The sequence below is a fragment of the Pelagibacterium lentulum genome, from assembly GCF_003992625.1.
GTDB classification, from domain to species: domain Bacteria; phylum Pseudomonadota; class Alphaproteobacteria; order Rhizobiales; family Devosiaceae; genus Pelagibacterium; species Pelagibacterium lentulum.
The window spans coordinates 1-24,057 of the sequence record NZ_RZMW01000022.1 but is presented as its reverse complement, the minus strand read 5'-3'; the positions used below and the strand labels follow the sequence as shown (position 1 = coordinate 24,057).

Here is a 24,057-nt window from a genome sequence, read left to right as displayed (position 1 = left end):
TCTATCATCACCAGATTCGCATTAGGTAGGCTTGGTGGTTTCATATTCATGAGATCAAATAACCAAATTCGAATGTGTCGGAAGCACCAAATATTCAGTATATATAGGTAATTTTCCGATTTTTTCGGTATCCTGCTTGACTCCATATTTCTATCTGGCTATCTAATGAACATAGCCGAACAGTCAAGTGATCGCAATGTCAGCCACACAAGATCTACTTTTCAAGTCCCTTTCCGACCCGACCCGGCGGGCCATGTTCGAACGGCTTTGCCGTCAAGGCGAGTTGACGGTCTCCGAGTTGACCGAACAGACGGGAATATCTCAGCCAGGTGTATCCAAGCACTTGGGAGTGCTGAAGTCGGCGGGCCTCATTCGCGCCCGACATGAGGGGCGGCAAACCCACTACAGCCCAAAGCTCGATGGTTTGTCCCCTTTAATGGACTGGACCAGTCAGATGGTGGGGTTTTGGCAAAGTAGGTTCGACCGACTAGAAGATCTGCTGCAGCGAATGGATCAGTAGAGCAGCTCACACCAGCGGCTATCCCAGTGCCGCCCTATCCCAAACAGCAGGTCTAGTCATACCGCCACGGGGGTGTGGCGCCCGGCGTGCTGTTCTAACCGGCGGATAGCCCGCCAACCAAGGAGAAGACATGCAATATTTGATGCTCATCTACAAAGACGAAGCCATGCTGGCGGCAGCCAGCGCGGAAGACAAGGCGGCACACGGCAAGGGATACGGAGAACTCAACGCATTGCTAAACCAAGACGATGGCGTGGGGCGAGGAACTGCGACATGGCCAGCCAATATCACAACTGTTCGCCTACGGGATGGCGAAACACTTACCTCCGAGGGGCCCTATGTCACCTCCGGAGACCAGGTCGGCGGCTTTTTCCTCATTGAAGCTGACGATGTTGACGCGGCCATAAAAATAGCAGAGCGCGTGCCTGATGCTCGCTATGGTGGCGTCGAAATCCGGCCCATCCAGCAGTAGCAAAAAACGACCTTCCGAAAGCATCGCGTTCACGACCGGTGCTTCCGGTGTTTTCCTAAGTGCATAGGGAACATAGCAGTTGGAACCGCCTGCCTGGCAGGACCTATTGATTCCAGTTGAGATGTGATTGAGGTCTCCGTTGAGGATGCAACGGCAAACGAGCGGTTCGTCTGCAGTGGCGCTCTGATGCAAAGGAAGTTCTGGCCCTTCAATTGTAGCATTTTAGGCGGCTGCCTTGCGATGTGGCAAGCGCCTCTGGTTGAAGGTTTCGCGTTTGATCCTTTCGCTTTCCAGCATGATGGTCTGGCCGCCCACGAAATAGACGTTGGCCGGGGTGAGATTGCCAGGACTCCCGTGGTAGCGCTTTTGGTTGTAGTGCTCGACGAAGGCGGCGATCTGAGCCTCGAGGTCGCCGGGCAGGAAGTCGTTTTCCATCAGGACGCGGTTCTTCAACGTCTGGTGCCAGCGCTCAATCCTGCCCAGGGTCTGGGGATGGTTGGGCGAGCCGCGGACGAGTCCTATCTCATGTGTTTCACGCCAGTCGGCGAGTTTGTCGGCCGCGATCATAGCGGGTCGACTACCGCTTCATCCCATGTGACGTTCGAGTCCGTCGAATATGAGATCCAAGCCGTGATCCAGAGCCTGCCTTCTGACCCCTGACCTCTCAGAGATTGCAGCCGCCAACGCAGGATACTTTCTGCCCCGTCTGGCGGCATCGCGTATTGCCTCAATAAAGTGGGAACTTTCTTCACCCCCGCTTGGCGCAGCAAGTTGCTGTTGAACAACACCGCGCACCATGCCCGCGATCGCCGCCACCGTGCTGATACGCGCTTGTCCGTCGAGCCGCGCGTGTTCGAGGCAGGCAAGCGCCCGGTCCAGCCAAAGGGTTTCCGTCGGCCCGACCGGACGGGGCCCCTGGGTTACCTCGAGAACCCAGCCATGCTGCATCAGAAGATCGGCTAACCCGTGCGCCCAGCGCGTCAGGGAGGCGCGCCAGTCATTCGGATCGAGATCAATTCCGTGGGGCATGTGCATCGCCTCATCCGTCATCAACGCAAGAAGCACAATCTTGCTCGGGACATAGCGATAGAGTGCCATTTTGGTCACCCCGAGAGATTCCGAAATCCGCTGCATCGAGACGGCGGAAAGACCTTCGGTGTCAGCCAGGGCGATCCCCGCCCGCGCAATCATCCCATGGGTAAGTTTGGGCTTCGGTCCCCTTGTTGGACTGGCAGGGCCACGCCAAAGAATGTTCATCGCCTGAGCGATCGTCTCATCCATTCCGATTCCCTAATGGCTGTTGCATTGCGGATTTAATTGCGTATATAGGACACAGTTTAATTGTGTCCTCAAGACACAATTATGACCTGCAACACACTCACGGAAACAGAAATGCGACCGAAAATGATCATAGTAGCCTCCATCGCCCTGTTAGTAGGCACCGCAACTCTTTTTGTCGCGTTATCTGATAGCTACGCAGCCCGCGTTACAAAGGCGATGATCCTGCGCCCCATCGCCCAGCACTACAATGCCCAGACACTGCGCATGACGGCACCCGACGGCATCGTGGAGGAGCAATTCGTAGAGATCGGCGGCATAGAGCACTGGATGACCATCCGGGGCGAGAACCGCAGCAACCCGGTGCTAGTGTTTCTGCACGGCGGACCGGGGTCTGGTCATACCATGTTCAACCCGCTCACTCAGCCATGGGAGCGGTACTTCACCATTGTTCAGTACGACCAGCGCGGGGCGAGCAAGACATTCCGACGCAACGGTGCGCAGTTGCAGTCAGGCGAGCTGAGCTTTGCCCAGCTGGAGCTCGATGCTCTGGAGGCAGTCGAGTATGTGCGGGCACGTCTAGGCGCAGACAAGGTAATTCTCGTCGCCAGTTCGGTCGGAAGCATCGTGGGGCTAAGCCTGGCCCGGAACCATCCCGAACTGTTTCACGCTTATGTCGGCACAGATCAGAATGTGGGCGGGGATGCCTTTGGGGAATCGTGGCGGATAACGCTCGATTGGCTGACGCAATACGGCCCCGATAAAGGTGTCAGGGCATTGGAAGAAATGGGGAGCAATCCAGCACAGTGGTCCTTGGCGCAATATGCCGCTCTTAACCATTGGACGATCGAGGCCAATCCCAAAATTCCCGACATGGTGATGGACGTCGTCTTTCCGGCATTGATGACCTCTCCCTCTCACACAATGGCCGACATTCAGGACGTCCAGAGCGCCATGGAAGCCTCGATGGGCCAGCTCTATCCTGAGTTGGTCGCATTCGACGCCTACGCTCTCGGCACAGAGTTCGATATCCCCTTCTTCATCCTTCAGGGTGACACCGACGGCATCACGCCCACCACGAGCGCAAAGGCCTATTTCGAGGCGGTCAACGCGCCACATAAGGAGTTCGTCACCATCGGACAAGCCGGTCACCTCGCCGCCTTCACCCGTCCTGATCAGTTCCTTGATGAACTGGTGAGCCGGGTCCGACCCTTCGCCATCAAATGATCTGTAGTGGCTTGATTGGATATGTAGCGATGAAAGGGGTTTGTAAGCACACCTCGCCCATCGTTTGCACGCCAGTGACCCTCCTCGAGCCGGATGCTGGACGCCGAACACATTTATCTTGACGAGAAGATAAACTCCATTTACCTTTATGCAAAGATAAATGGGGCCGGCGATGAGCCATTATGAACGCGATGAGGTTGATGTGTTTCGGGCCCAACGAGACGTCGAGTCGCCGGGCGTGGACACCGAAGGCATGGCAATTTTCGGGCGCATCTATCGTATTGCCACGCGGATAGAACCACATATGGAAGCGATTTTTGCGCGCCATGGCCTAGAGCGCGGTGAGTTCGATGTTCTTGCGACCCTGCAGCGCGGTGGCCCGCCATATAGAATGACCCCGACGGCGATCTATACTTCACTCATGGTCTCATCCGGCGGGCTCACCCACCGACTAAAGCGGCTTGAAGCGGCCGGCTTTATTCGTCGTGTGCCCTCGCCGGATGACCGGCGCAGCACCATCGTGGAGCTTACCGATATCGGCAATGCCCGCGCCCGCGCCGCTTTTGAGGAAGATATGCAACTCGAAGCTCGGTGGCTGGCGTCACTCTTGCCCGGCGAGCGCGCCCAACTGGCGGCTCTGCTGCGAAAGCTGAACAGAGCCATACCGGACGCGTCGCAGGCAAAAGAGCCAGACGGCTAAACAACCCCGCTCTGCCATCAACAGCCACTGAACAGCAACATCTCCAGGAACCACAATTCCGAGGGGCACTGCAGCCTTTGACTTGAAGGACGTATCAAATGCCAACTGATAATCGCATGCCAGCTTCTCCCGCCGTCCCGCAGTGCAACAGTCAGATGCCTCTGCTGCTTCTGTTATCGGTCGGTGCGTTTCTGGCGGTCTCGGTCCTTCTGTCAAAGGTGGCATTTGGTCTGAATATGCCGATGCTGACTTATCTCGCATTTGCCATGGTCGGATCGGGTACGATTTTGCTTTTTGTTTTGCGGCGGAGCGACCAAGGCGCCGCGCTGCGCGGCAAGGTGTGGATCTACAGTGCAATCGCCGGCGGCCTGATGGCACTGGGCAGTGCGGCCGGCTATCTGACCATTCATGTGGTGGGCGCCGCCTACATATCCCTCGCGATCGCATTCCCCCCAATGATCACCTGGGGGCTTTCGCTGATGCTCAGGCTCGAACGGTATGACCTCTTGCGTGGACTCGGTCTTCTTTTCGCACTGGTGGGAGGAGCAATTTTAGCGTTCAGTAAGGGTATGAGCACGCCGCCGGGCATGGGTGGGCATATCCTGGCAGCCAGTGCAATTCCGCTCATCCTTGCTGTCGGCAATGTATTCCGGACCCGGTTCTGGCCTGTAGGCGTGGATTCACGTGTCCTGGCTGCCCTGATGCTGATTTCTGGCGGTGGTCTGACGTTGCCCTTCGCCTTTTGGATCGATGGCCCTCTCGCCTTACTTGCTTTCACAGATAGCGGCCGCTTAGCTATCCAGCTAATCGCAGTGATAACCTTCGCGGCCCAGTACCTGTTGCTGTTTCGACTTCAGCGTCTCGCAGGCCCAGTTTATCTTAGTCAGATAGGATCTGTTGCCGCCGCCTTCGGCATCCCCGCAGCACTTCTTTTCTTGGGAGAGCCGCTGCCGAACAACTCCGGCATAGCGATGGTGTTTATTATTCTCGGGCTGTTCCTCTTTCAGACGCGGTGGTTCAGTCGCGGCAGACCAAGCGCTCCGGATCGGGACAAACAGCACGTAGGCGGATAATAATGCAGCCATGTTGCGCCAGAAACCTTTGTGGCATGGCCCGATCCTCGCAGAAGGCATCGCCTGCAATGGCGGTGCATGTTTGTGAGAAAGGAGCGGAGCACTGACGCGACCACCCACTGCAACGTCCAGCTCAGCGATACCGTCACGATCCACCATCCGATAATACCACTCGATCCGGCAGCACCAAGACCGAGTGGTATGGCCACATTCCTTTGAGGATGAGGCAGCGCAGCCTCAGGCAGCCAGCCCCCCCGCATCCTCTTCCAATCTGCGTACGATCCTTTGGACCGCGTCGGACAAGGCAACGGAGCCGCGACGCTTTTCGTGACACTCTTCATGCGCGACTCTGCCGCTGGCAATGCCTTCATACATCCCGAGCAGCGCATCGGCGACTTGCCCAGGGACACCTTCTTGCGCCAGGATCGCAGCGCGAGCTTCAGGCCGAACGAATGCCGTTTCCACAGGGCGACCGAGCACCCTGCTGAATGCGGCTGCAACGTCGTTCGCGCTCCAGTCCTGCGCCCCCCGCAGTTCGACGATCCGCTTGCCGCTGAAGTCGTCAATGAGCAGCCGGGCAGCGGCGCGCCCGACATCGATCGTGCTCACCATCGGGATCTTCTGCGCGGGCTCGAGAAAGCTCGGAAGCACGCCGTCGGTGATCGCCGCCGACGCTACCTCGCCCCAGGTCTCGACGAAATAGCCCGGCCGCAGGTAGGTGGTCGACGGCGCTGCGCCATCGAGATGCTTCTCGAGGAGGTTGAGCGTTGCGACGATGCCTGTGCCCGTTTCGTGCTGGGCACCGATGGAGGACAGGGCGACGACCTTTGGCAAGCTCGCCTGTCGCACCGCTTCGGCAAGCGCCCTACCGATCTCGTCTGCGCGTCGATAGGGATCGCCGCTTGCAGGCGCGGGAGAGAGCAGGAATGCGGCAGTTGCACCTCCCAATGCTGCGGCCAGGCTTGACGCATCGTCAATGCTGCCGATCGCGACCTCAGCCCCTAGCGTCGTCCACTTCTCGGCCCGCTCCGGTCGCCGCAGCACGACGCGGACAGGCTTGCCCAATTCGATCAAGGCGTGGGCGGTCTCGCTGCCGGCTCGCCCGTTTGCTCCAAGAACTACATACATGTCGGTTCTCCTTGTTTGTGGTCCTGAAGAGTTTAGGACATAGCTTGTCATGCGTCGAATGCATGTCTAGTATAGTTCGTATGCATGAAACGCATTTAAGAGGCGCCGACCTCAACCTTCTGGTTGTACTCAGTGTGCTGCTGGACGAGCGGAGCGTAACGCGCGCCGCAATACGGCTCGGCATGAGCCAACCCGCAGCCAGCCGAGCGCTTGCGCGCCTGAGGCTACTTTTTTCCGATACGCTTCTGGTGGACGGGCCAGGCGGTTACGTCCTCACTGCCCGCGCAGAGGAGATGCGCCCTTTACTGCGCCACACCTTGGTAGGCGTGAGTGCGCTTCTCGCTGGCAGCACATTCGATCCGATGCACGCGAGCGGCCCCGTCCGCCTTTCGATGCTGGATCTTGAGGCGGCCGTTCTCGCACCACAGCTGATTGGCAGTCTCGCCGCTCAAGCTCCGGCCATGGATCTCGAAGTGGTGCCACCAGGGCCGCGGCCCCTGGACTTGCTTGAAGCCGATGCTGTGGATGCTCTCATCGGCGTGGTGGAGGACGCGCCTGCGGGAATCCGGAAACGCAAGCTCTACGAGGATCAATTCGTGACCCTGATGCGCGCCGAGCATCCAGCTGCGGGCAGGAAGCTCACGCTGGAACGGTTCCTGGAGTTGGATCATGTCGTCGTCAGCATCACAGGGACCGGCCGAGCGTGGGTCGATGAAGTCCTCGCTCGCTCGGGCAGGCAACGCCGGGTAAAGGTTCGGGTCCCAAGCTTCTTTGCGGCAGTCGAAATCGCCGCGCGGTCTGACCTGGTCATGACGCTGCCCTCCAGCCTGGCTCGTACGGCCGCAGACATGCGGCGCTTCGTGACCGCGCACCCGCCGCTCGACCTCGGCAGCGTGGTCATGAGCCTCGCCTGGCATGCACGCCACCAGGATGCCCCAAGACATGTCTGGCTGCGCAAAACGATTGTGGCTGCCCTAACCAATAATGAGCCGTAGTAGTCCCATCCGGATCCATGTCGCCGTGGGGATAGTCGCGACAACAAATCCCGCTTTCGGACACCTGACATTGGGTGAACGAGCACCTGAGCCCAACCACGGCATTTGGCGCAGTTAGCGAACGGCGCGCTAGTGAGGTCAGGCAACGCGTTCTTGCTTGATTACCTGTTTAGAAATTGGTGGCGGTCTGTGCAGCGCGATCCCTATCATGACGAGGGCGATGCCAAAAAGGTCTTGCAAGGTTGGGATCTGCGCCAGGACGATGGCGGCGATGATCGTCGCCGTCGCAGGCAGGATCGCCAGTAGCAAGGCAAATGACGCTCGTGGCAGTCGCGACATGGCGAGTTGGTCGCAGACATAGGGGATCACCGACGAGCAAATGCCCACGCCTATCCCAGCCAAGACGACAAACGGCATTCCGAAGGCCCGGGCCGCCTCCAGGAAACCGATGGGCATGAGGATCACGAAGGCGATCGCCATCGCCGCGCCGAGACGCTCGACCCCACCACTTGCGCCCCCTTCGGACGCCTTGTGTCCGAGGATGATGTATCCGACGAATAAAGCGGCATTCAGGGCCGCCCAAAACAGACCGAGCGGGTCAGACGCCCATTTCACGTCGATCAGCATGAACACGCCTATGACGGCGAGAACAAGCGCCAAGGCATTTCGTTTGGTTCTAAGCCCAAAGAGGGCGACGCCGATCGTTCCGACGAACTCCATCGCCGCGACCAGGCTCATTGGGAGCTTGTCGAGGGCGAGATAGAAGGACGTGTTCATCACCGCCAGACAGATGCCCAAACCAATCAGTAGCCAGCGCGTCTTGGCGTCTGCCTCCCGAATGGTACGCCAGGGCTTTGTGATGGGCGCGAAGATCAGGGCGGCCGTCGCGATGCGGAACCAGGCCACACCAAGGACACCCACCACTGGGAACAGTAGAATGGCAAAGGCCGGGCCTAGATAGTGAAATATCGCGCTGACGCCGAACCACGCATGGGGCGGCACAGCTTGTGCTGCGCGGTTGAGACCGGTGGGTGTGGCAATTTCGGATGACATCACATATCCCTTTCATATCTACAGTATGAAGGGTAGAATTCTCATCTTATATAGATGTGATAAGGATTATGTGACTAATTACCTCGTAAAATAAGGCAATTTGGCATGAAACGCCTTGGCTATGAAAGTGCCGGTCTGGACGAGATCGACGCGGTGATTCTGACAACGCTGATCGAGAACGGCCGCACCACTACCGCGGAACTGGCCCGGAAGGTGAAAATGTCTTCACCTAGCGTCGCTGAGCGCGTCAGGCGGCTGGAAGAGGCGGGGATCATCACCGGCTACAGCGCGGTAATCTCGCCCAGAGCCATCGGGCTTCCCATCGCTGTCTGGCTCCGGGTCCGTCCGGTTCCCGGCGAAATGCAGCGCGTGGCCGAGATCATTCAAGGCATTCCAGAAATCACGCAATGCGACCGCGTGACAGGCGAGGACTGTTTTCTCGCACGAGCCCATCTGGCTTCCATCGCGGATATGGAACGCGTGATAGACCTGATTGTGCCTTATGCGATGACCAATACATCGATCATTCAGTCCTCCCCGGTCGAAAAGAGATTGCCGCCACTACCCGGCCCTGACCGGAAATGACTATCAGTCGCGTTGAAGCGGAAATGCGTTGCATGTCAGCATTGTCGGCATCCGCGACCTTCAGACTCTTGCCCGTAAAGTCCCTGTCTACCCGAAGGAAACCTTTGCCCAATGGCTGAAGTTAGCCAACCGCGATTCTAGATCGTGTCAGCGCTTCATTGAATCACTGACACAATCTAACCTTTTGTTGTGTCGCAAGTTTTTTCGGAAAACCGGTTCCCACTTTTCCGGACTTGCTCTAAAACCTGGGTCCGCCAATCAGTCAGATCGCGGCGGCGCGGATCGCCAACATCGCCGCGGGGATCGTCGCCATCAGCCGCTGGCGCGACACACCATCGCGCGCCTGTACCGCGATACCGAGCAAGATCGTGGCATAGTGCTCGGCAAGAGCCTGAGTATCTGCTTCGGGTTGTAATTCACCCTCGGCAACGGCACGCTCCAGACGTTCGCGCAACAGCGCCGTGCGCCGACGGCGATGGTCGGCCAGAAACTCCCGCACACCATCGTTCTCCGCAGCGCAGTTGGTTGCCGCCGACACCACCATACAGCCTTGCGGCCGTCCTTTTCGCGTGCAGTTTTCGATCGCTTCACGCAGACTCCGCTCGATTGCCTGCGTGGCTTTCGGTTCTTCCGCCAATGCCCGAGCAGCGAAACTGCCTTCCTCGGCGTCATAGAGCGCGACAGCTTCACGGAATAGTGCCGCCTTCGATCCGAACGCGGCATAGATGCGCGCCGAGGCAATCCCTAGCTTCTCCACCAGGTCGGCCATCGAAACGCCCTCGTAGCCACGCGACCAGAAGGCATCGCGTGCCTTGGCCAGTGCAGTGTCCCGATCAAACTCTCTTGGGCGCCCCGCCATCGCCACCTCCATTCTTGAGTGAACCACAAATAATTCGCTTGACAGCGCGATGCAAGATCTAATTCTTTAGTGATCGACAAAGAATCGTCATCTTGGAGTTCGACATGACTGCATCGGAACACGCCGGCACAGCGCCGACATTAGATATCGGCGCCCGAAGGGGAGCTGCTCTCGCGTTGCTCGCCTTCGCCCAGCTCATCTATTCGCTGGACATCAACATCGTCTTTGTGGCCTTGCCGGAGATCGGCGCGGAACTTGGCTTCTCGGGCCATACCCTGCAATGGGTGGTCAGCGCCTATATGGTCTTTTGCGGCGGCTTCCTCCTATTCGGTGGCAGGGCGGCCGACCTGATCGGCCAGCGCCGCATGTTCGTCTTCGCACTATCGCTCTACGCACTGTCCTCGCTCGCCGGGGGACTTGCCACATCGCCCACGGTAATCGTCGCGGCGCGCGCCGTGCAGGGCATAGGAGCCGCCTTCCTGTTTCCGGCAACGCTCTCGCTCATCAACCGCCTGTTCGCAGAAGGACCGGAGCGCAACCGGGCGCTGGCCGTGTGGGGTGGCGCGGGCGCGAGCGGTTTGAGCATCGGCGCGCTGGCAGGCGGCTTCCTGACCGCCACCTGGGGCTGGCCCGCCGTCTTTTACGTCAACGTGCTGCTGGCCGGCGTTGCTATCATCGCCGCCTTTTTCCTTATCCCACGCGATCCGAAGCGCCATCAGCACCGAAGCTTCGATTTTCCAGGCGCGCTGACTGTGACGGGCGGTGCAACACTGCTGGTCTTCGCTCTGGTCGAAGGGCCGGAAATTGGCTGGGGGGCAATCAGCGTGGTTTGGTCACTTATTTTGTCGGTGGTCTTTCTTACCGCTTTCGTGGTCATCGAGGCCCGCAGCGCCGATCCGTTGATGCCGCTGCGGCTGTTCCGCAATCGCAGCCTCGTCGTCGGCATGACGATCACTTTCCTCTTCATGGGCACTTTCGGTGCGTTACCTTACTTCCTGACCGTGCTGTTCCAAACCGTGCAAGGTCTCTCGGCCCTGCAAACAGGCTTTGCCTTCCTAGTCCCCTCCATCGCTATTCTGACCGGCACGCAAATCGGTGCGCGATTGGCCACGCGGCTCTCGACCCGCACGACGCTAATCGTGGGCATGGCGGTAGGAGCAGTAGGCACAGCATTGCTGGTTCCCGGGGCGAATGCGGATAGTATCTATCTCGCCATTGTCCCCGGCATGGTCGTTTCTGGCATCGGTCAGGGCATTGTCTGGACAGGCATGTTCATCGCCGCGTCTTCTGGCGTGCATCACGACGAGCAGGGCGTCGCCTCGGGCATGGCATCCACGACACTGAGCGTCGGCAACGCCATCGGCCTCGCTGTCTTGATCGCCATCGCCAATCGGCACGTGGGTGGGCTGGAGGGCGATGCCCTGCGTGACGCCGTGGCGCAGGGCACACAATTTGCCTTTCTGCTGGCCGCCGTCGGCATCCTTGTCAGCCTTGTTGCGGCTTTCGCCCTGCCGGTCAAAGCCAAGCTTGCTGCCGAGTGAGTGAGGATGGATGGCCGTGCCTCCTCCATTTCCGTCATATCTTCGACGGCAAAACCGATCATCTCGCCAAAGAGAATAGCGTCAACGGCCTTCTCCATCAGAGTGCGCAGATTCATCATGTTGTCGGTCATCGGTGTTCCTTCCAGTCAGGAGTTGGTGCCGACAACCAAACCCTACCGGACAGCGCGGATGACCACCGCGCTGCTCAGCTACATCTCGTCCTGGTACGTCACCACCCCCAGCGAAATCCACCAGGTGCAAGGCTGGACTTGGGGCATTTCCTGGTGACAATTCTGACTGCCGCTGGGTCATTTATAAGTGACAATCAACGCCCCTAAAGTGGCTAGGGGTGGTGCAACTACATCACAACAACTGCACGAAAGCGGACCTTTCCCTGCTCAAGTCGCTCCCGTGCGGTGTCGATATCGTCCAATCGATACGTTTCGGTGAACGCAGTGACCTTGCCCTGCGCCGAAAGGGCGAGTGCTTCATAAAGATGCTCCCTTTCATTGTGCTGGCTGCCAATCACTCGCAGACGCCTCGCGATCATAGCGCCGACGGGAAGTGGAAGGGGTTTACGTTCAAACCCCATAACCACGAGACGACCTTCGGGGCGCAGACCCTGCATTGCTTCAATTTGAGCTTCTGTCGACACACTGGTGCCCAGGACAATGTCTGCGCCGCCGGCGGCTGCAAGGCCATTGCCATCGCGCACGATTTCGTCCGCGCCAAGCTTCCGGATCAGTGAGTCCTTGTCCGGATTGCGGCAGAGTGCAATCGTGCGGAATCCTGCAGCCTTAGCGTACTGAATTGCCAGATGTCCTAGTCCACCAATGCCCACGACGGCGATGATATCCCCGGGGCGTGGCTCAGCAGACCTTAATCCGGAATAGGCAGTGTACCCTGCACAGAAAATCGGAGCCGCCTGTTCGTATGATAGCCCATCAGGCAGCAGCACCGTCGCGTCGGCCAAGGCGATCATCAGTTCCGCATGACTGCCTGGCATATGCATACTTGTCCCAACACTCTCAGCGCAAAAGATCGGCTTGCCTCGCTGGCACCATTCACAACGGCCACACGCGCCCTGCCACAGCATCACGCCCACACGATCACCAACCTTTCGGTGATGTACCCCTGGGCCGACGGCCACGATTTCACCGGCTGGCTCATGGCCCAAAGTCTTGGGAAAGTGACCGCCGAATTCGCCGCTCGATTGACGTAGATCGTTGTGACAGATGCCGCTCGCACGCACGCGGACAAGCACCTGGTTGAAGCCCGGTTCGGGATCGGCGAGGGTGTGAACCTGCCAAGGCTGTTTTGCTCCCGATGCGATCGCAGCCCTCATGCCAGTTCTCCGACGCGATGCGCCTCGATGGGCCGGCGCAGAAAGGCACTGAGAGCAGCAAAGTCAGCCTGTGCCAGCCCTGCATGCATCGCCCGCCGGAACAACTGATCGAAGGCATCGGGCAGCGTCGGATCAAGGCCGCGCTCTCGGGTAAGCTCAAGCAATTGCTTAAATGCGCTGTAATGGGCGTCGAGCGAGGCGAGCGTGGCTTCATCGCCTTTAAGCCGGCCATCGCGCACCCGGGTCGCGACGTCGATCACAGCATCGTCAACCACGGGCTTGAACGCCGCGAAAAAGGTCGTGAAAAGGTCAGGTGGAATCCCTTCAACGTCGACGACAATCGATCCGAGCAGAGCGCAATCGAGTGCTGAAGCATGACCAACATCAGTTCCGACGTGCCGAGCATTACCGCCAAGGGCAAGGAAGATGTTGTGATAGTCGTTGAATTCCTTTTCCGGGCCGGCGTACAGAATGGTTCCTTCGGGCTTACCGATGTAGTTGGGCGTACCCATGATCGCGCCATCGAGATAGCGTATCCCATGCTCAGTAGCCCATGCCGCGCTATCTCGGGCCTGCCGAGGCGAACCAGACGTCAGTTGAACCAGCAGCTTGCTTGCAAGTGCAGTTCTGACCTCCGCAACATCGAGGACCTGGCTGCTAGCGGCATAGTCGCTGACGTTAACGATCACCACGTCGGCATCCGCAACTGCCTCGGCGACTGTTGCCGATGGTTGAGCGCCAAGCCGAACAAGATCTGCATATTTGGATGGGCTGCGGTTCCAGACGCGGACCTGATGTCCGCCGTTCAAAAGTGCCGTGGCAAGGGCTGAGCCCATCCGACCCGTGCCGATTATTGCAACAACGTGCTTCATACCATTCTCCGATGTTAGCCTCGAAGAATGTATACCCAGTTGCACGATCGCCGATAATACGGCAATCTTTGGACCCAGCGTCCCATTTTTTGGACAATATGCCAATGCTGAATCTGAACGACCTCTATCTCTTCGTCCAAGTCGCGGACCATCAGGGGTTCGCGGGTGCGTCCCGCTCACTCGGCATACCGAAATCGACGCTAGCGAAACGCATCGCAGACTTTGAAGAGACCCTAGGTATTCGTCTCTTTCAACGAAATTCGCGCAGATTTACGATCACCGAAATCGGCCAGGATCTGTACCGTCACGCTGCAGCGGTGCTGATCGAGGCTGAGGCCGCCGAGCAGATGTTGAAAGAGCGCTTGGCGGAGCCTAGCGGGTCAGTGCGGATCACCACGTCGGCGACGGTCGCCCAGATGGCCCTTACGGAAGTGCTGCCGGAGGTAGCGCTTCTCTACCCGAAGATTGAGATCTTATTGCATGCCACGGACCGCTTTGTTGATCTGGCCCAAGAAGGTTTCGACATCGCGATACGAGCCCACTACCGGCCATTGTCTGATTCGGACCTCGTGCAGCGCCGGGTTGGCACAGCGCAGAACCAATTGGTCGCTGCACCCACGTATTTGCAAGCACGCTCTCCTCACAGATATCCAGAAGATCTCGAAGGTTGTGATGGGCTACTAGGCGGAGCTTCCGATAGGGCACTGATTTGGTCGCTCTACAATCGCGATGGAGCAATCACGGAGGTGAAACCGCGGCGCCGGTTCGTTTCCGATGAACCCTTGACATTAATGCAGGCGGCTATCGCTGGGCTTGGCATCGCTTGTTTGCCGAGCGGGCTATGCGCTCAGGCGATCTCGGAAGGCAGGCTGCGACGTATTTTACCAGATTGGCACGCTCAAGGTGCCACGACGACAATCCTCACGCCCCACCGACGCGGACAGCTCCCCTCGATCCGTGTGGTCGTCGACTTCTTGGCCCGTCGCTTGCCCTCGCAGCTTTTTGGCTGATCGTGGGTCCTCGTCAACAAACGCGAAAATAACTCTTCGGCAAAATTCATGTCGTGCCCGGCTTTTTGAGCGTATCAGCGTTGCCTTCGTCCATGCATATTGCCACCAACGTGGCAACGGATGCCTCCTCGGGCTTGATGGATCGTAGCTTCATCTTTCCAGTGCGCCGGCCGACGACCGGCCATCGACAGTACCGGTGACATGGTGGTGTTCGGCACAAGGCAGAGTCGTATGGCTACAGCCTGGTTCTATTCAGAGAATGCAACGGGCTAGGCGTGCGGTGCCGAGCTGTTCCACAAGATCGGCGAACCCCAGGACCGCGCTATCCGTGATGATCAACCGCTTAGCTCGTGTCGCCGCCGCGGCTCATGTAGTCGCCGTCAACGATGCCCTGTTGGTGAGCAAGCAGATGGCGCTGCTGGAAGTAAACGCGCAGGCCCTTCGCATCGACACAGCGCGGCGATCGACTCCTCGCCTCGCAGGCCCTCAAGCACGATGCGGATCCTTTCCTCCTTGCGCCGTTGCACATGGTGTTGTCGAAGTCTGGCCAATGAGCTGAAACTGACACCAAAGCCGGTGTTCATGCGTTGCGCAATTTGGGCGCCAAGCCGCCTTTTGGCGCTGCAGTACTCCAAATGCCGCCCTTCCGGCAGTTTTGCAGCTATGCGGGACAAACTCGACCTTCATCTGGCTTGCACGAATGCCTGCTATCGCTTGGTGATTTTTCCAAGCAGTCGGTTAGCCGGGACACAAGAGGCGATCAGATTGCGCTATGCGCGATCCGGTACAAGCGGACCGGCTTGGTCGGGGCGCGTGCTATGATACCTTTTGCTTCCAGATCGAGCTGAACCGCTTTCAGCCACCACCCGGCGGTCTTGCCTTCCGGATACAGCGCTTCAGGCAATTGGGATAACAAGGCGGATTTGGCCTCCGCGACGGTCGAACCTGGCTCTTCGTCCGGCAGGACGGACAGAAGCGCCACCCGCATGGCTTCGTACTTCGCGCGGTCAACACGTTCGGTTTTTCCCGGCGTGTTGACGTTCTCGATTTCAATCTTGTCGTTAGTAGCGGACATCGAGCACCCCCCGGACATAGTCGATCTTCGGTCGGCGAAACCCCATAGCGGCCCATGCGCCGATCAGGCGGACGAAGAACCCGGCCGAATGCCCCTTGAGATTGGGCACATCGTTCGGCAGCGCCGACGGATCGTCGAGATCGCCTGTCATCGTCCGCATTTGCAGCGGCGGCAGGGTGCCTTCGGGCCAGAGCGGACCATAAAGATCGACCCAGTGACCATCGGTGAAGTCGAGGAACATTGGCGTGTTGCAGCAAACCGCCACCACCCGGCGGGTCTTGGTCGTCTCCGTCAGGCGAAATTCCCGCAGGTTGGCGGCGCCCTTTAGGCATCGGACGCGGTCCTTGCGGTACATCTCCGTCCGCGTGCCGCCCGTCGCCTCCCGCAGCCGCGGCGCGCCCGGCAGCGCTTCCATCGCACCCGCGGCGGTCCGGCACGAGTTGCACAGGCACTCGGTGCTCATGATGGGCGGGTTCTCGACCTCCATCTCGACCTCGCCGCAGCGGCATTGTATGCGTATCACGTTGCTCATGCATCAAACCTCTCGGGCAAATTGAACAGGCCGCGGATGTACCGATCCAGGTGATCGAGACTTTCGCGGGCAAGATCGGGGTCGTTGCCGGCCTTGGCCAATACGAAGCCTCCTTGGATGACGGCCTGCGTATGACGGGCAAGGCTCTCCGGCGTCCAGTCGCCGCGAATGCCGCGAGCCCGCATGGCCGCCTCGATATCCGCCTCCAGCGTTGCGGCATGCCCGAATATGCTTTTGCCACATGCTTCGCAAATATCGGGCGAGGTGACATAGACCTCCTGCGCCATGGTTCCGACCAGGCAGGTGAATTCGGCGAGTTTGCCAACGATGATCGCCTTGCGGAAGGCTACGTACGCCAACACACGGTCCAGCGGATCGTCGGGCAGGTGGTAGGGCGCCGCCTCGAAAAACGCCGAGGTCGTCTCCGTCCAGAATTCGGCCGCTCCGACACCGAGGGCTTCTTTCGAGCCAAAATGATGAAAGAACGCGCCTTTTGTGACCTCGGCCTGCTTGCACAGATCGTCAACGGTGGTGGCAGCAAATCCCTTTGCACGGATGATATCGCGCGCTGCCTCAAGAAGGCGGGTGCGGGCATCGCCGCGTTCTGGGGAGAGTTTGGACGGTCTCGGCATGAAAAATACATACTATACGGTTGGTATGTAATTCAAGCCCGTATTTCGACGCAAAGCGACCCTTCGTCAGGTCGCAGCAAAAGTACAAGATGGGCCCAAACCGACCCTCACCGGAAATCCCGCGTCCGTACCCTGATGCCATTGCCGGGCGAATCCGACGATGGCGGCCGTGCCAGAACTCGTCTCCCCGTGCGTGGGGCTGCGGGAACGCCTCTTCCCTCTCGCCGACGCTGGCCAAATCGCGCGCGAGATCGGTGATATGTTGATTGTCGTTGAGAAGTGCCCCGGGATTGGAGTGAACCCGGAAAGCGAATGGGTGATCCACGACGTGCCTGAACTGCGCCTCATAGACCAAGACGTCTGGGATGCGGTCAAGGCACGCCAGAAGCGGCTCGCCTATGATGTGGTCGAGACCAGGCCGAACCCCATGAATGACCGGCGGCGCCCGAATCACCTCTTCGCAGGTCTGGTCAAATGCGGTTGCCGCGGGGGCGGCTATTCGATGATCTCGAAGGACCTGCTCGGCTGTGCGACGGCGCGCAACAAGGGCACCTGCGACAACCGCCTCAACATCCGGCGCGATGCGCTGGAAGCGTCGATCCTGAACGGGCTGCGCAAGCACTTGATGGAGCCCGCGTCGTTCAGGGAGTTCTGCGACGAGTTGACCAAAGAGGTGAACCGGCTGCGCATCGAGCGTGGCGCCGACCTTGAGGGATGGAAGCATGAACTCCAGCGCGTCGACCGAGAACTCGACAAGATCATGGATGCGATCCTGCGGTTTGCAGCCGGAAAGAACAACCCCGACTTCCTTGCGGAAGTCGAGGCACTGGACAACCTGCTGGCACAGTCGGGTGCTTCGCGGAAGGGTGGCCGTAGAAATGCAAAAACCTCCGCGGCTGGGCCTACGGAGGTATCGCAAGTATCGTTGGTTGCGGGGGCAGGATTTGAACCTGCGACCTTCAGGTTATGAGCCTGACGAGCTACCGGGCTGCTCCACCCCGCGCCAATGTGTGCCATCGTGCAGCGGCTGAATGAACCGCTTGGACGCCGCTTATATAGGGGGGCAATTTCGATTTGGAAACCCCTCGCACGACCAAAGCACGACATTTTTTTGACACCTGTGAAAATAGTTTCGAACTTTACGGCCTCTTTCCGTTATTTTTAAACGCGCGGCATTTGCGCCATGGCCGATCCCGGGTTATGCAGAGCCACTTCTTTTCGCCGTTTCCGGCGCGCAAATCATTTCCGATGAGGGCATCACAATGCAAATGAGCGAACTTGGCCGCACCGGCATCTCCGTGAGCCGCATTTGCCTCGGTTCCATGACCTGGGGCGAGCAGAATACCCAGGCCGAAGGCCACGCCCAGATGAATTATGCGCTCGATCGGGGTATCAATTTCATCGACACTGCCGAAATGTACGCCGTCCCACCCCGCGCCGAAACTCAGGGCGCAACCGAAACGATCATCGGGAATTGGTTTGCTGCAAATGGCCGTCGCGAGGACTGGGTGCTGGCAACAAAGATTGCCGGACCTGGCAGGCCCTGGCTTCGCAACGGAGCACCGGCCGACGGCGAATCGGTTGAACTGGCCCTTAATGAAAGTCTCAAGCGCCTGCAGACCGATTATGTCGACCTTTACCAGATTCATTGGCCCAATCGCGAGCACTACAATTTTTCCAACGGCTGGACGTTCGATCCTTACGGGCAGGATCGCGATGCGGTGCGGGAAAATATCGCGGATATTCTTTATGCGCTCGACCGGCAGGTCAAAGCCGGCAAGATTCGTGCAATCGGTCTGTCGAATGATACAAGCTGGGGGACTCTCGAATTTATCCGGCTCGCAGAACAGCATGGCCTGCCGCGTGTCGCTTCCATACAGAACGAATACAACCTCCTGCGCCGCCAATACGATCACGATCTGGCGGAGGTGAGCTTTTTTGAAGATGTCTCCTTGCTTGCCTATTCCCCGCTTGCTGCGGGGCTCTTGAGCGGAAAATATCTCGATGGGGCCTGCCCCAAAGGATCGCGTGGCGATATCGGCGAGATGTGGCGGCAGAACCCGTATTCCGATGCAGCGACCCGCGCCTATGTGGAACTGGCAAAGTCCCACAACCTCGATCCATGCCAGATGGCAATTGCCTATTGCCTTAGCAAGCCCTTCATGGGCTCGGTCATTATCGGCGCGACCTCAATGGAACAGCTCAAGGCCGATATTGGTGCCTATGATATTAAGCTGTCCGATGCCGTGCTCGATGGTATCGAAGCCATCCACAGGCAGTTCCCCAAGCCTGTCTGAGCACGGCAGACACCGCTTCTCGAGAGCCGCGAGGACTTGCGGGGTATCCGGGGATTTGCCATTGCTCAATCGGGCTGCATCATGGACACAAGTGAAGCGGTGAACCCTGCTGGGATACGGATGGCGACGAGAACGCACGCCATCCGCTGTCCCGGCATTGCTGCCCTCTTGGGCGATCCTGGTTCGCAGCGGGTCTAATGTTCCTGTCAGTCGAGCACCACCATGGCTTCGACCTCAAAGAGCATCGGATCAATGGCGAGCTTTGGAACGGGAACCAGCGTTTGAGCCGGCAGGTTCTCGCCAAACATTTCAATGACGCTGGCGGTCAGCACCTCCAGCTTGGACATGTCGTGATCGACGACAAAGACGGTCAGCTTAGCCACCTGATCGGGTCTTGCACCGATCCCTTCGAGCGCGGAGCCCAGATTGGCATAGGCCTGCCTGACCTGATCGGCGAAGTCTGGTGACAGGCTCCCGGTGGCATCCTGTCCGCCCTGTCCGGAGATATAGGCTATCCGCGCGTTGGCGGGGGTGATCACGGCCGTGCTATACCCGTTCGGCGTTGGATCGTAGAGATTGGCTGGATTGACGATGGTCAGTTTGCGGTCGTTCTCCCCGGCCGTTGCCGGGTTAAGTCCTGTGGTCATGGTGATCAGCACCCCAATAAGTAAATGGTTGATGGCTCGTGACATGGTTTGTTGAGCTCGCAGGTTGTGTCTTGGTTCAGGTTTCCGGCTTCTCGACAAGCCGGAGCGACCGCCGGCGGGAAGTTCGCTTGGGTCGGCGCTGAAACAGTACGTCTTGATACCTGTCAATTTGTGTCAGGTTCGATTATGCTTTTTTGATGCGTGCAAGCCGTCTTCTCTCCATTCTGACGACCCTCCAGGCCAAGGGACATGTCACCGCTCAGGCCCTCGCCGATGAGTGTGAAGTGTCGTTGCGCACAATCTATCGCGATGTTGACGCGCTGAGCGCGGCGGGGATCCCGATTTATAGCGAGCGGGGCAGCAGTGGCGGCTACCGGTTGCTGGACGGTTATCGGGTCCGACTCAATGGCCTGTCCTCCACAGAGGCTGAAGCCTTGTTTTTGGCTGGGCTCACGCGACAGGCGGCGGATATGGGATTGGGCTCTGTTGCGGCCAGCGCGCGCAAGAAACTGCTCGCCGCATTGCCCGAAACATTGCGGTCCGGCGCCATGCGGGCGCGCTTCCACCTCGATGCACCGGGCTGGTTTTCGGAAGGGGAAACCCTAGCTAACCTTCCGCACGTTGCCGATGCGGTATGGAACGGGCGTGCAATACGGATGCGGTATCAGAGCCGGGCGGCAGAGACGGAACGACGGGTCGAGCCGCTCGGCATCGTCTTGAAGGGCGGTGTCTGGTATCTGGTCGCTCGAGCCGATGGCAACACGCGAACATATCGCATTGCCCGCATTCTCGAACTCGACATACTCGAAGATCGCTTCGGATATCCGGAGGCCTTCGATCTCGAGGCCTATTGGGCGGAGAGTACACGGCGCTACGAAACCGCGCTTCATCCCAACCAGGCTGAGCTTTTTCTTTCACCCTGGGCTATCGAGGTCATGGACGAATTTCTTCCGCCGTCCGTTCGGTCAGGCGCGGTGGTTTCCAGCGAAACCGACGCGCGGGGCTGGCAGCGGGTTACGCTTTCGGTCGGGTCAGCCACCCATGCAGCTATGGAAATATTACGCTTTGGCGCGGAAGCCGAGGTCGTCGGGCCGCCCGAACTGCGCGCGGAAATGGCCAAGATCGTTGCCTTGCTGGTCGAGACCTATGACAGCGAGAGCCAATAAGGATACGCCCGGCGCAAGGGGGCTTGTCGCGGTCAGCCAACCACTACTTGCATAACGTGAACTGGCTCTAGTTTTCAAAAACGCTCCATTTTTTTGGCCGGAAGGCAATGCGCGTCTTTTGGGTGGCCGGATGATCCGCCGGAATTTCGATTTCCACGCGATCGCGCGTGCCATCGACTTCCAGTTCCACCTGACGTGTGCCTTCGGTTCGCCGGGTTCCTACCACGGTGCCCACGATTGACGCTTCGTCGTTTTCAACGATTTGGACGTCGTGGGGACGGAAGAACAAAGTTCCGCTTCTGCCGGCAACGCCCTTGCTATCAAGTCCAAGCGTACGGCCGGCCAGATAAACTTGTCCCTTGTCGATTGTGACCGGGAGTCGGGCAGATTCGCCGATAAAGGAGAACACAGTCGCAGAATTGGGGTGATCGTAAACCTCGTCGGGACCGCCGACCTGCTCGATCTTGCCCTGGCTCATGACCACGACCCGATCGGCAAGTTCCAGCGCTTCTTGCTGGTCATGGGTCACAAAAATGGTGGTATGCCCGGTCTTTTCATGAATCTCGCGCAGCCAGCGGCGCAATCCCTTGCGGACCTGCGCATCGAGCGCGCCGAAGGGTTCGTCCAGCAACAAGACCGTGGGTTCGATGGCCAGGGCACGCGCCAGGGCGACACGCTGGCGCTGACCGCCCGAAAGCTGGCTGGGAAAGCGGTTTTCCAAACCCTTGAGCTGCACCAGATCGAGCAGTTCTAGTGCGCGGCTGCGGATTTCTGCCTTGGGCGGACGCGTCGAGCGTGGACGCACCTTGAGACCGAAACCGATATTGTCGAGTACGCTCATGTGCTTGAACAGCGCGTAGTGCTGGAACACGAAACCGATATTGCGCTCCTGAACGGATTTGAGCGAGGCATCCTCATCGCCGAAATAGATTGCGCCCTCGGTCGGGAAATCGAGCCCTGCAATAAGGCGAAGCAATGTGGTCTTGCCCGAGCCGGAGGGGCCAAGCAGCGCAATCAATTCACCCGAACGAATATCGAGCGATAGATCGTGTAGCGCCGGGTAGCGGTCAAATTCCTTGCGCACGTTTTTTACGCGAACTTCCATACAGATCAGCTCCTCGTGCTGCTAGCCGATGCCCTTCGGTTGAGCTAGTCGGCCCCTCGTTACTCATAATCGACACGCATCGCAAGGCTTCCGGGAATGGCAAGCGCTCCGACTAACCTGCGGCTTCCGCACGGATGGCGAGCGCTTGGGGCAGCGTGATCTCGGTGTGCCGTTCCCAGGTGGCATCGGTCTCGGGGAAGTCGGTGCGAAAATGTCCGCCCCGGCTTTCAGTGCGCAGTAAGGCCGAAGCCGCGACCAGCGTTGCGGACGTCACCATGTTGAGATAGGCGCGGGTTACACCTTGAGCGGTGTGTTCGAGCTCATCAAGGCCGCGCAGGGCCTTACGCAAGCCTGCTGCATCGCGTTCCACGCCCACATGCTCGGTCATGATGGCGCGTAAATTGCGGACAGCAGGCAGGTTGCGCAGAAGCGCCTCGGCCTGAGCCCCTTTTTCCGCATCCCAAGAGATGCCCTCGAAAGGGTGGAGCGTTGTGCGGGCAGGCTCCAGTCCCGAGATATCCTCGGCAATGCGTGCGCCATAGACGATTGCCTCCAGAAGAGAGTTCGACGCCAGTCGGTTGGCGCCATGCAGCCCCGTACATGAGGCTTCGCCGCACACCCAGAGACCGGGGAGCGACGATCTGCCATCACCATCCACTTTCACACCGCCCATATGATAATGGGCAGCAGGGGTGACGGGGATAAGATCGGTAGCCGGATCGATCCCTGCTTCAAAGCAATATTGGGCGACGGTCGGATAGGCTTTAAGAATGCGGCTTCCTAAAGCCTTGCGGGTATCGAGATAGATTTTCCGGCCCGATTTGATCTGCCGGAAATTGGCGCGGGCCACGATGTCGCGCGGCGCCAGTTCGGCATCAGGATGAATTTGTGCCATATAGCGCTCACCCTGATCATTGACGAGAATGGCGCCTTCTCCGCGCAAGGCTTCGGTTGCCAGCGGGGCAGGGTCTCGATCCGTCAGGATTGCGGTTGGGTGAAATTGCACAAATTCAGCATCGGCGATCACCGCTCCGGCGCGCGCGGCCATACCCATGGCGTGTCCACGTACCGATGGCGGGTTGGTTGTGGTGGCATAGAGCCCGCCCAATCCGCCAGCCGCCAGAACCGTGGCGCGGGCGCGGATAAAGACCGGTTCGACATAGCGATCGCCGAGCTTGCGGCAGAAAACGCCAACCACGCGTCCATCTGCGCGTGCAAGATCAACGGCAGTAATGCCTTCGACAATGCGGATCGAGGGCGTTTGCCGGACCTGGGAAATGATCGCCTGCATGATGGCTTGCCCGGCACGGTCGCCGGACACCCGCACAACCCGGTTCATGGAATGGGCCGCTTCACGCGAGAGCACATAATTGCCGAAATCGTCGCGATCGAAGGGGGTGCCGAGTTGCGCAAGGTCCTCGATCCGGGTCGCAGCTTCGGCGGTAACGGATTCGGAAATGCCGTGATCGACAATACCCGCACCGGCCATTTGCGTGTCGCGCGCATGGGCACGGGCGCTATCGCCCTTGCCGACCGCCGCCGCAACTCCGCCTTGCGCCCAACTCGAGGATGCGCCCGAGCCAAGTGGGGTGGGGGACAGTACCGTTACGGGCCGCGGGCTCAGTTTCAGGGCGCAGAACAGTCCGGCCAGACCAGCCCCGACAATGACGACGCCTTCGGCATTCAGGGTGTTGTCAAATATTTCCACTTCGGTCGGGCTCCTCCGCAAAAGGTTGCCGTTTTATCGGCGGGTTCGGGTTCGGGATCAATAGCGGTGGTTGTTTTGTATTGCGTGCCGCAGCCTCGTTTTGTCTCACGGCGCGTAGCGCTTTTTTGTTTTGCCTCACGGGCCGCACCGCTTCGCTTATCGTTCTGCCTCACGGGCCGTACCGTGAAATCCATGACGGGCTAAAGCCGCCCTATGGATTTCACTGGCCCTCCGGCT

General features: G+C 59.0%; 25 protein-coding genes, 1 tRNA gene and 1 pseudogene. 13 read left to right on the top strand and 14 right to left on the bottom strand.

What is annotated here, in order from left to right; genetic code table 11:
• Positions 1-196: 196 nt before the first annotated feature.
• Together EO133_RS06630 and EO133_RS06625 are read left to right on the top strand one after the other, a co-directional pair.
• On the top strand, positions 197-520 hold the full coding sequence (locus EO133_RS06630) for an ArsR/SmtB family transcription factor (protein WP_127071878.1): 324 nt from the start codon (positions 197-199) through the stop codon (positions 518-520).
• A 130-nt stretch (positions 521-650) separates the two neighbouring features.
• On the top strand, positions 651-992 hold the full coding sequence (locus EO133_RS06625) for a YciI family protein (RefSeq protein WP_127071877.1): 342 nt from the start codon (positions 651-653) through the stop codon (positions 990-992).
• 222 nt (positions 993-1,214) lie between these two features.
• On the opposite strand, the pseudogene EO133_RS06620 reads toward EO133_RS06625, so the two are convergent.
• Both EO133_RS06620 and EO133_RS06615 read right to left on the bottom strand, forming a co-directional pair.
• Positions 1,215-1,556 (bottom strand): annotated as a pseudogene (locus EO133_RS06620) (integrase core domain-containing protein); the annotation flags it as partial.
• Positions 1,557-1,577: 21 nt separating this feature from the next.
• A complete protein-coding gene (locus tag EO133_RS06615; RefSeq protein ID WP_127071875.1) occupies positions 1,578-2,273 on the bottom strand; it encodes a TetR/AcrR family transcriptional regulator in 696 nt (231 codons plus the stop codon).
• Between the two features lie 123 nt (positions 2,274-2,396).
• Here EO133_RS06615 and EO133_RS06610 point away from each other — a divergent pair, with 123 nt between their 5' ends.
• From EO133_RS06610 to EO133_RS06600, 3 genes are all read left to right on the top strand, one after another.
• Positions 2,397-3,497: an alpha/beta fold hydrolase gene (locus tag EO133_RS06610; RefSeq protein WP_206513469.1), complete on the top strand. Its 1,101-nt coding sequence runs from the start codon at positions 2,397-2,399 to the stop codon at positions 3,495-3,497.
• Between the two features lie 172 nt (positions 3,498-3,669).
• Entirely contained in the window at positions 3,670-4,197 is a 528-nt protein-coding gene (locus tag EO133_RS06605) for a MarR family winged helix-turn-helix transcriptional regulator (RefSeq protein WP_127071874.1), read from the top strand.
• A 98-nt stretch (positions 4,198-4,295) separates the two neighbouring features.
• A complete protein-coding gene (locus EO133_RS06600; RefSeq protein ID WP_127071873.1) occupies positions 4,296-5,270 on the top strand; it encodes a DMT family transporter in 975 nt (324 codons plus the stop codon).
• A 237-nt stretch (positions 5,271-5,507) separates the two neighbouring features.
• On the opposite strand, the gene EO133_RS06595 is transcribed toward EO133_RS06600, so the two are convergent.
• Entirely contained in the window at positions 5,508-6,398 is an 891-nt protein-coding gene (locus tag EO133_RS06595; protein ID WP_127071872.1) for an NmrA family NAD(P)-binding protein, read from the bottom strand.
• Between the two features lie 80 nt (positions 6,399-6,478).
• Between EO133_RS06595 and EO133_RS06590 the strand changes: the two genes are divergently transcribed.
• A complete protein-coding gene (locus EO133_RS06590) occupies positions 6,479-7,393 on the top strand; it encodes a LysR family transcriptional regulator (RefSeq protein WP_127071947.1) in 915 nt (304 codons plus the stop codon).
• 138 nt (positions 7,394-7,531) lie between these two features.
• On the opposite strand, the gene EO133_RS06585 is transcribed toward EO133_RS06590, so the two are convergent.
• Complete coding sequence (locus EO133_RS06585; protein ID WP_127071871.1) at positions 7,532-8,446, bottom strand: EamA family transporter; 915 nt, start codon at positions 8,444-8,446, stop codon at positions 7,532-7,534.
• A 105-nt stretch (positions 8,447-8,551) separates the two neighbouring features.
• Between EO133_RS06585 and EO133_RS06580 the strand changes: the two genes are divergently transcribed.
• Positions 8,552-9,031 (top strand): Lrp/AsnC family transcriptional regulator, encoded by a 480-nt coding sequence (locus EO133_RS06580; protein WP_127071870.1) that lies wholly within the window; start codon positions 8,552-8,554, stop codon positions 9,029-9,031.
• A gap of 262 nt (positions 9,032-9,293) precedes the next feature.
• On the opposite strand, the gene EO133_RS06575 is transcribed toward EO133_RS06580, so the two are convergent.
• Entirely contained in the window at positions 9,294-9,890 is a 597-nt protein-coding gene (locus EO133_RS06575; protein WP_127071869.1) for a TetR/AcrR family transcriptional regulator, read from the bottom strand.
• A 104-nt stretch (positions 9,891-9,994) separates the two neighbouring features.
• On the opposite strand from EO133_RS06575, the gene EO133_RS06570 reads away from it, so the two are divergent.
• The gene (locus tag EO133_RS06570; protein ID WP_127071868.1) at positions 9,995-11,431 is read left to right on the top strand and encodes an MFS transporter; all 1,437 of its coding nucleotides are present in this window, start codon (positions 9,995-9,997) and stop codon (positions 11,429-11,431) included.
• A gap of 6 nt (positions 11,432-11,437) precedes the next feature.
• Positions 11,438-11,719 carry a hypothetical protein gene (locus EO133_RS06565; protein ID WP_127071867.1) on the top strand — a complete coding sequence of 94 codons (282 nt, stop codon included), beginning with the start codon at positions 11,438-11,440 and terminating at the stop codon, positions 11,717-11,719.
• A 70-nt stretch (positions 11,720-11,789) separates the two neighbouring features.
• On the opposite strand, the gene EO133_RS06560 is transcribed toward EO133_RS06565, so the two are convergent.
• Together EO133_RS06560 and EO133_RS06555 are read right to left on the bottom strand one after the other, a co-directional pair.
• On the bottom strand, positions 11,790-12,776 hold the full coding sequence (locus EO133_RS06560; RefSeq protein ID WP_127071866.1) for an alcohol dehydrogenase catalytic domain-containing protein: 987 nt from the start codon (positions 12,774-12,776) through the stop codon (positions 11,790-11,792).
• Complete coding sequence (locus tag EO133_RS06555) at positions 12,773-13,648, bottom strand: NAD(P)-dependent oxidoreductase (RefSeq protein ID WP_127071865.1); 876 nt, start codon at positions 13,646-13,648, stop codon at positions 12,773-12,775. Before EO133_RS06555 ends, EO133_RS06560 begins: the two co-directional genes overlap by 4 nt.
• A gap of 104 nt (positions 13,649-13,752) precedes the next feature.
• Here EO133_RS06555 and EO133_RS06550 point away from each other — a divergent pair, with 104 nt between their 5' ends.
• The gene (locus EO133_RS06550) at positions 13,753-14,658 is read left to right on the top strand and encodes a LysR substrate-binding domain-containing protein (protein WP_127071864.1); all 906 of its coding nucleotides are present in this window, start codon (positions 13,753-13,755) and stop codon (positions 14,656-14,658) included.
• Between the two features lie 760 nt (positions 14,659-15,418).
• On the opposite strand, the gene EO133_RS06540 is transcribed toward EO133_RS06550, so the two are convergent.
• Genes EO133_RS06540 through EO133_RS06530 form a run of 3 tightly spaced genes read right to left on the bottom strand, consistent with a single transcriptional unit; the run spans position 15,419 to position 16,897 of the window.
• Complete coding sequence (locus EO133_RS06540) at positions 15,419-15,733, bottom strand: DUF6958 family protein (protein ID WP_127071862.1); 315 nt, start codon at positions 15,731-15,733, stop codon at positions 15,419-15,421.
• Positions 15,720-16,265: a GFA family protein gene (locus EO133_RS06535; protein WP_164734912.1), complete on the bottom strand. Its 546-nt coding sequence runs from the start codon at positions 16,263-16,265 to the stop codon at positions 15,720-15,722. The genes EO133_RS06540 and EO133_RS06535 overlap by 14 nt, the downstream gene beginning before the upstream one ends.
• The gene (locus EO133_RS06530) at positions 16,262-16,897 is read right to left on the bottom strand and encodes a TetR/AcrR family transcriptional regulator (RefSeq protein ID WP_127071861.1); all 636 of its coding nucleotides are present in this window, start codon (positions 16,895-16,897) and stop codon (positions 16,262-16,264) included. Before EO133_RS06530 ends, EO133_RS06535 begins: the two co-directional genes overlap by 4 nt.
• Before the next feature lie 160 nt (positions 16,898-17,057).
• Here EO133_RS06530 and EO133_RS20510 point away from each other — a divergent pair, with 160 nt between their 5' ends.
• Positions 17,058-17,867 carry a recombinase zinc ribbon domain-containing protein gene (locus tag EO133_RS20510; protein ID WP_127071945.1) on the top strand — a complete coding sequence of 270 codons (810 nt, stop codon included), beginning with the start codon at positions 17,058-17,060 and terminating at the stop codon, positions 17,865-17,867.
• On the opposite strand, the gene EO133_RS06520 is transcribed toward EO133_RS20510, so the two are convergent.
• Positions 17,824-17,900, bottom strand: a tRNA-Met gene (locus EO133_RS06520). The two genes, EO133_RS20510 and EO133_RS06520, sit on opposite strands and share 44 nt — an antisense overlap.
• A gap of 259 nt (positions 17,901-18,159) precedes the next feature.
• On the opposite strand from EO133_RS06520, the gene EO133_RS06515 reads away from it, so the two are divergent.
• Positions 18,160-19,194 carry an aldo/keto reductase gene (locus EO133_RS06515; protein ID WP_127071860.1) on the top strand — a complete coding sequence of 345 codons (1,035 nt, stop codon included), beginning with the start codon at positions 18,160-18,162 and terminating at the stop codon, positions 19,192-19,194.
• A 206-nt stretch (positions 19,195-19,400) separates the two neighbouring features.
• Here the strand turns inward: EO133_RS06515 and EO133_RS06510 are convergent, their stop codons facing one another.
• Positions 19,401-19,886 (bottom strand): RidA family protein, encoded by a 486-nt coding sequence (locus tag EO133_RS06510; protein ID WP_127071859.1) that lies wholly within the window; start codon positions 19,884-19,886, stop codon positions 19,401-19,403.
• 152 nt (positions 19,887-20,038) lie between these two features.
• On the opposite strand from EO133_RS06510, the gene EO133_RS06505 reads away from it, so the two are divergent.
• Entirely contained in the window at positions 20,039-21,007 is a 969-nt protein-coding gene (locus EO133_RS06505) for a helix-turn-helix transcriptional regulator (RefSeq protein WP_127071858.1), read from the top strand.
• A 67-nt stretch (positions 21,008-21,074) separates the two neighbouring features.
• On the opposite strand, the gene EO133_RS06500 is transcribed toward EO133_RS06505, so the two are convergent.
• The gene (locus EO133_RS06500) at positions 21,075-22,112 is read right to left on the bottom strand and encodes a sulfate/molybdate ABC transporter ATP-binding protein (RefSeq protein WP_127071857.1); all 1,038 of its coding nucleotides are present in this window, start codon (positions 22,110-22,112) and stop codon (positions 21,075-21,077) included.
• A 112-nt stretch (positions 22,113-22,224) separates the two neighbouring features.
• Entirely contained in the window at positions 22,225-23,820 is a 1,596-nt protein-coding gene (locus EO133_RS06495; RefSeq protein ID WP_127071856.1) for an L-aspartate oxidase, read from the bottom strand.
• Between the last annotated feature and the right edge of the window lie 237 nt (positions 23,821-24,057).